Raw genomic sequence first — 7124 nt, 5'->3', positions numbered from 1 at the left:
AACGCCTAAATATGATCAGTTTTATAATGATTTAACGCTGGATTCCAGACTTGACGCCGCAAGCTCATCAGCAGAAAAAGATCAGATCTTAGAGCAATCAGAAGACTTTACCAAACGTAGGAGCATCAATTTTATTGGGGTCAGAAAACAACGTACTGGTGATGAAAAGCCGCGCTTCTATGATGTGGAAAATTTGACCTTTAATTATTCTTATAATAAAGTCCACCATCGCGATTTTGAAATTGAAAATGCCTTAGATCAAAATGTCAGGACTGGGGTTAACTATGCCTATAATTTCAATCCGATAACCATTGAACCTTTCGCTAAAAATGATTCCATCTTCAAAAGCAGGTACGCTAAAATCCTGAAAGACTTTAATTTTAATCTATTGCCAAATAGTTTTACGGTCAATTCTGATATTTTGCGTCAGTTCAATAAACAAAAGTTTAGAGAGGTGGAATTGGGTGGCAGTAATATTGGTTTGGAAGAATTGTTTCGAAGAAACTACCGTTTTGATTTTCAGTACGCCATTAATTACAAGCTGACAAAATCATTGAGTTTTAATTTTACGGCCAATAATACCAATATCGTCAGGAACTATTTTGTTGATGATGTCATTAATGGGAAACAAGATCCTACGCTTGATATTTGGGATGGCTTCTTTGATCTGGGTGATCCAAATATTCAAAACCAACAACTCCAACTCAATTATGAAATTCCGCTATACAAGATACCAACCTTTAGTTTCTTAAAAGCGACGTATTCCTATACGGGCGACTTCCAATGGCAAAAAGGATCGGATTTGAACAACAATCTGCCATTATTTGATGAAACTACCGGAACAACAAATAATTATAATCTCGGGAATTCAATTCAGAATGCCAACACACATAATATCAATTCCACCTTAAATATGGAAACGCTTTATAAATATATTGGGTTGGTAAGAAAAGATCCGAGAAAAACCAAAGCAAGGGGTGCAACTCCAACAGGAATAGAAAGAAGAGGTGAGGCAGCCAATAGAGAGAATGGAGCTAGGGTTGTGGATGAAACAAGTGTAGGTACAAAAGTGTTCAATACTTTTGTTGATATTACCACCATGGTAAAGCGTTTGCAAATTAATTATAGTGAAAACAACGGAACCTATTTGCCTGGGTATTTAAGGGCTCCCGGGTTCATCGGAACACTTAAACCAACTTTTGGTTACACTTTTGGAAGTCAAAGTGATATTAGGGATATGGTGGCAAGAAATGGTTGGTTGACCGTCTATCCCGATTTCAATCAGCAATATACTGAAGTAGCCAACCGTAGTTTGGATGTCTCTGCCAATATCGAAGTCATAAAAGATTTGAAAATTGATTTGATCGGGAGCAGAATGTATTCTGAAAACACCAATGAGAATTTTAATGCCTCCGATACCAATGGTGACGGATTGAGTGATACTTACAATTCATTGATTACAAATTCCTTCGGAAATTTCAATATTTCCACATCGCTAATAAAAACAGCATTTAGTCCAAGTGACGAGACACAGTCTGCGGCTTTTGATGACTTTAGAGCGAATCGGTTGGTGGTTGCCAGACGTTTGGCGCGTAATTTTTACGGGAATGATACGTATCCGGTCGATGCTCAAGGTTATCCTGTGGGGTTTGGTAAAAACAATCAAGCGGTGTTGTTGCCGGCATTTTTGTCGGCTTATCAGGGTTCTAATCCAGAGAATGTAAGCTTGAGTGCTTTTAGGGATATTCCAATTCCTAACTGGACCTTAAAATACACCGGATTGATGCGCTTAAAATGGTTTAAGGACAAGTTCAAACGTTTCTCAGTAACACATGGGTACCGCTCAGGATATACCATAAATCAATTCCGTAGTAATCTGGATTATGATAAAAACAATCCTGATGCATTAGATCAAGGAGGGAATTTCAAGAACGAAACTTTATTCAGCAATATCAACTTGGAAGAACAGTTCAGTCCGTTGATGAAATTGGATTTTGAGATGAAAAGTTCTGTGAAGATTATGGCGGAAGTCAAAAAGGACAGAATCCTTTCTTTAAGTTTCGATAATAATTTATTGACTGAAATAAAAGGGAACGAATATATTTTAGGATTGGGGTATCGTATTAAGAATGTAAGGATCCGATCAAAAATGGCCGGTCCAACTCAAGTCATCACTGCCGATTTGAACATGATGGCCGATATTTCAGTGAGAGACAACAAAACCATAATTAGGTACCTCGACTTAGAAGACAATCAAGTGACTTCAGGGCAAACCATATGGGGTGTGAAATATAAAGCCGATTATGCCTTTAGTAAAAACCTAACCGGGATCTTCTATTTTGATTATACCTTTTCTGAATACGCCATATCAACGGCATTCCCACAAACCACTATCCGATCGGGGATTACCTTACGATATAATTTTGGCAATTAATTTTGATTAAAGGATTTTAAAAAAGTACATTTGCTTCACTATAAAATTTATTAAAAAATGAATATACCAGCACAATTAAAGTACACGAAAGACCATGAATGGATTAGCATTGATGGTGATGTTGCCACTGTAGGAATTACAGATTTCGCTCAGGGCGAATTAGGTGATATTGTCTATGTGGAAGTTGAAACTGTAGATGAAACTTTAGAAATGGATGAAATTTTTGGTACTGTTGAAGCAGTGAAAACAGTATCCGATTTGTTTTTACCACTTTCAGGAGAAATTATTGAGTTCAATTCTATTCTTGAAGATGAGCCAGAAAAAGTGAATTCAGATCCTTACGGTGAAGGTTGGATGATAAAAGTGAAGCTCTCTGATCCTTCCCAAGTTGCTAATTTGCTTTCAGCTGATGCCTACAAAGAAATGATAAGTGCATAAATATTGGGCATTGACCTTATTGGTGGGTTACGCCATAGTGCTTTTGGTGTTAAGCCTAGGGAACACAGGTGGTTTTGAAACCCTGGGTTCATCATTTGATGATAAGATCAATCATTTTGGAGCTTACTTCTTTTTGACCCTATTTATTTTCAATTATTTCAAGACATTAAACCTTAAAAGAGGTCTTTTATACGCCTTTATAATTGCCTCTACCTATGGAATTATAATGGAAGTCCTTCAAAAGTATTTAACCATTGAAAGGATGTTTGATGTATATGATATGATTGCCAATGCTTTTGGTGCAATTGTTGCAGTACTCTTTGTAATTTTCTATAGAAAGTTAAAGTTAAAATAAATTAATCCCTTGCTTTTTTAACAAATTATTGGTTATTTTAGCATTCCTTAAACACTCTAAGCATATGGAACCGAAAAAAAATGTAAAAGCTGACGTTGGTAGAAATAGTTCTATCTATTTTGCTGTTGGTCTGGCTTTAATGTTATTGTTGACCAACTTGGCCATCAACTACAAAACTTACGATAAAGCGGATATTGATATTGGTATGATTAATATGGACGATGAATTGGAAGAAGAAATTCCAATTACTGAGCAGTTACAACAACCGCCACCACCGCCACCGCCACCACCAATAGCTCCTGAGGAGATTGAGATTGTTGAGGATGAGAAGGAGGTTGAAGAAACAGTCATTGAATCTTCAGAAACAAATCAGGAAGAGGAAATTGCTAAAGTTGAAGATGTTGTTGTAGTAGAAGCTCCTGAAGAGGATATTGAGGTGCCATTTGCCGTTATTGAAAACGTACCTGTGTTTCCAGGTTGTGAAAAAGAGGCTGGTAACAATGCGAAGAAACAATGTATGTCTGATAAGATTTCCCAGTTTGTGAATAAAAAATTCAATGTGGATTTGGCTTCTGAACTTGGTCTTTCGGGAAGGCAGCGTATCAATGTGATCTTTAAGATTGATAAATCTGGTAATATTACCAACATTCAAGCTAGAGCACCACATCCTGGATTAGAGAAAGAGGCACAACGCGTTATCGGTTTGCTTCCTAAAATGTTACCTGGAAAGCAACGTGGTAAAGCGGTAACCGTACCGTATTCTTTACCTATTCTTTTCCAAGTACAGGATTAGAACATAAACATTATCGTTTAAAATATAGAACCCTGATGCGAAAGCCTCAGGGTTTCTTTTTATACTAAGGTGTGTATTGGTCAGTATCTTTTTAAGAAGTTTTTTAGAGATTATAAAAAATCCCGTCTATTTATTTAGACGGTTTTTTTTTTTTGGAACGCTTGTTGTGATTTTACCATAATATTAACATTTTAAACACACACATATTATGAAGAATTTAAAAAACTCAAGCGACGATGCTGGTCAGGGCAACAAGCCCGATGTGAAACCACACAAACATGATGCAAATTTACGAAGGAACTCTTCGCTGTATTTTCAGGTGGGTCTGATTCTCTGTTTACTCTTCACCTATGGACTTTTTGAAATGAAGTTTGAAACAAAGGATTATAGGTTGGCAAAATTGGAATACAAGGATAATGATGTGGAGGTGACGCCAATAAATTTTGTTTTGGAAAAAGAAGTGGTTGTAATGGAAAAGGATGTCAATATAAATGTTCTTACCAAAGACCCGATTATTGAAGACAATGATTTCGTTGATGCCTTACCAACGGAGCTTCTCACGGAAAACCCTCCTTTAACCACTGATCCGGTTAAGATTGATGAGATTCTTGTGCATAATGTCGAAGACGATGATGATTTGGATTTGAAGATTTTTAGTACCATTGGTGTTGAAAAAGCGCCCATTTACCCAGGTTGTGAATCTGAAACAACCAATGACGGCCGTTTAAGATGTATGTCTGATAAACTATCCAAATTCGTCCAAAAAAAGTTTGATAAAGACTTGGCGTCAGACCTTGGACTATCAGGAGTTCAAAAAATTGATGTCGTTTTTAAAATTAACAGATATGGGAATATAACTGAGATTCAAACGCGTGCCCCACGACCTGAATTGGAGCGGGAAGCCCAGAGAGTTGTGGGGCAAATCCCAGCAATGATTCCTGGAAAACAAAGAGAGCACCCGGTGACTGTTCAATATGTGCTACCTATTATTTTTAAAGTAGAATAGTAAAATGGCTCATTGTTTCCCTTGAACCGCTGTCAAATTGGATAGCGGTTTTTTTATGCTCTCATTTTGAAAAAAACAGTATCTTTCGTTCGGAATTAAAGCTTGTAATCATCTATGAAGAACTTCTTCTTAATCGTTTTTGTCAGTTTTCATCTCAATAGTTTTGCACAGAATATTGAAATTTATGAAAAACCTCCAGTGTTTAAAGGTTGTGAAGATGAAACGATTGAAAATTTAAAAACTTGCTTTAATAATAAACTCAACCAGTATATTTTTGAAAACTTTAAAGTCTCAAAAGAAGTCGCTAACGACAGTTATAAAGGAGATGTGAAAGTGCTTTTTGAAGTTGATAAAGAGGGTCATGTTAGCGTCGTCTATGTTGACGCTATCTATGATGCGCTAAAGGATGAAACTAAACGGGTATTCCAATCCTTACCAAAAATCCAACCCGGAACTTATAATGGTAACCCCACATTCTATCAATATTCCTTGACCATTAAAATTCCGTTGGTTGATCCTGTATTCATGAAAAATGCTCCTTCGGCAAAACAAGACAACCTGAAGAAATTTGTGGATCTCAATGAGGTTGTTTCTAATGAGTTTGATAGTATCACCAAAAATATCAGTAACTATCAAGGTTTGGAATATGCGAGTCAGTTAAATATTCCCTTCACCCATCACTATTATTCACGTTTTGATGCCAATATGAATGGTTTGGGAACGAACAGTCATACAGCGGCAAAACCATTTGTATATGAGGAAGTCGCGAAATATTATGATTTTAAGGCTGAAAAAGAGGTACTTACAAAAGGTTCGGACGGATGGTGGAGTAGAAAATTATGGGATGAACATTTGGTGCAAATCCAAGGTGAGGATTATTGGTTTACCATTGATCCCGTTTTTGATTTGCAGGTGGGTAAAGATATGGATGCCGATTTCAATACTACTTTCAACAATACCCGAGGAATAAACATACAAGGCGGCTTGGGCAAGAAATTTAGTTTTTCTACGTCTGTCTTTGAAAGTCAAGGAAGGTTTGCTCAATATTATAACGAATACGCCGAAAGCTTAAAGGCGTTTGGCCCTGATCCAGCCATCGTTCCTGGTAGGGGCATTGGCAAACGATTTAAGGGAGATGCTTATGATTACCCAGTAGCGGAAGCTTATTTGTCTTATTCTCCCGTAAATTTCCTCAATGTTCAATTTGGCCATGGCAAGAATTTTATTGGAGACGGGTATCGCTCTTTATTTCAAAGTGATGTGGCAGCGCCGCAGACCTTTTTGAAATTAAATACTAATTTTTGGAAAATTAAATATACCAATACTTGGATGTGGCTTAGGGATGTGCGCGACGCCGTGGTTGAGGACAAAGCGTTTTTGACCAAATATATGTCCAATCATTATTTGAGTTGGAATGTATCCAAACGTCTCAATATCGGGCTTTTTGAGTCGGTAATGTGGACCGATACCAATGGAAGGGGTTTTGATATCAATTACCTTAATCCCATCATTTTTTTCAGAGCTATTGAATTCGAATCGGGGCAAGGTTCAGGGAATGCCATAGTAGGTGCTTCTGCAAAGTATAAATGGAACAACAAAGTTAACTTGTATGGGCAATTTATCTTGGACGAATTTTCATTGAGTCATATAAAAGCCGGTGACAAGAGTTGGAAAAATAAATTTGGTTACCAATTAGGAGCCAAATATTACGATGCGTTTGAGGTTGACAACTTGATATTACAATTAGAATATAACCAGGTAAGACCTTATACGTATTCCCATAATACTATCGTGAATAATTATGGACATAGCAATCAGCCTATGGCGCATTTATGGGGTGCCAATTTCAGGGAAGTAATTGTAATTGGACATTATAATTATGAGCGCTGGTTTGCTGATGCCAAATTTATATTCGGGACGCGTGGCTTAGATTTCAATGATGGCACCGATAATTTTAGCTATGGCGGCGACATCTACAGAAATTACAACGAACGGCCGTTTGATACAAACGTAAGGATTGGGCAGGGCAATAAAACCACAACTTTTAACGCCGAATTGCATGCCGGATACATCATAAATCCTGTGAGTCATTTAAAGG

Annotated in this window: 6 protein-coding genes; all 6 read left to right on the top strand. The window is 37.1% G+C overall.

The features are described 5' to 3' along the window. Positions 1-2434, top strand: a 2434-nt coding sequence (sprA, locus tag VLZ86_RS15030; RefSeq protein WP_325452805.1) for a cell surface protein SprA, incomplete at its 5' end; no start/stop codon positions are given. Between the two features lie 57 nt (positions 2435-2491). Continuing rightward, on the top strand, positions 2492-2872 hold the full coding sequence (gene gcvH / locus VLZ86_RS15025) for a glycine cleavage system protein GcvH (protein ID WP_325452803.1): 381 nt from the start codon (positions 2492-2494) through the stop codon (positions 2870-2872). Continuing rightward, positions 2865-3227 (top strand): VanZ family protein, encoded by a 363-nt coding sequence (locus VLZ86_RS15020; RefSeq protein ID WP_325452802.1) that lies wholly within the window; start codon positions 2865-2867, stop codon positions 3225-3227. Before gcvH ends, VLZ86_RS15020 begins: the two co-directional genes overlap by 8 nt. Positions 3228-3291: 64 nt before the next feature. Beyond that, positions 3292-4020, top strand: coding sequence for an energy transducer TonB (locus VLZ86_RS15015; RefSeq protein ID WP_325452800.1), 729 nt, complete (start codon positions 3292-3294; stop codon positions 4018-4020). Positions 4021-4228: 208 nt separating this feature from the next. After that, positions 4229-5026 (top strand): energy transducer TonB, encoded by a 798-nt coding sequence (locus VLZ86_RS15010; RefSeq protein WP_325452798.1) that lies wholly within the window; start codon positions 4229-4231, stop codon positions 5024-5026. 114 nt (positions 5027-5140) lie between these two features. After that, a partial coding sequence (locus VLZ86_RS15005; protein WP_325452796.1) for a gliding motility protein RemB occupies positions 5141-7124 on the top strand: 1984 nt, incomplete at its 3' end.

The organism is Gelidibacter sp., assembly GCF_035515035.1.
Lineage (GTDB): Bacteria > Bacteroidota > Bacteroidia > Flavobacteriales > Flavobacteriaceae > Gelidibacter.
This window is presented reverse-complemented; position numbering and strand designations above follow the sequence as displayed.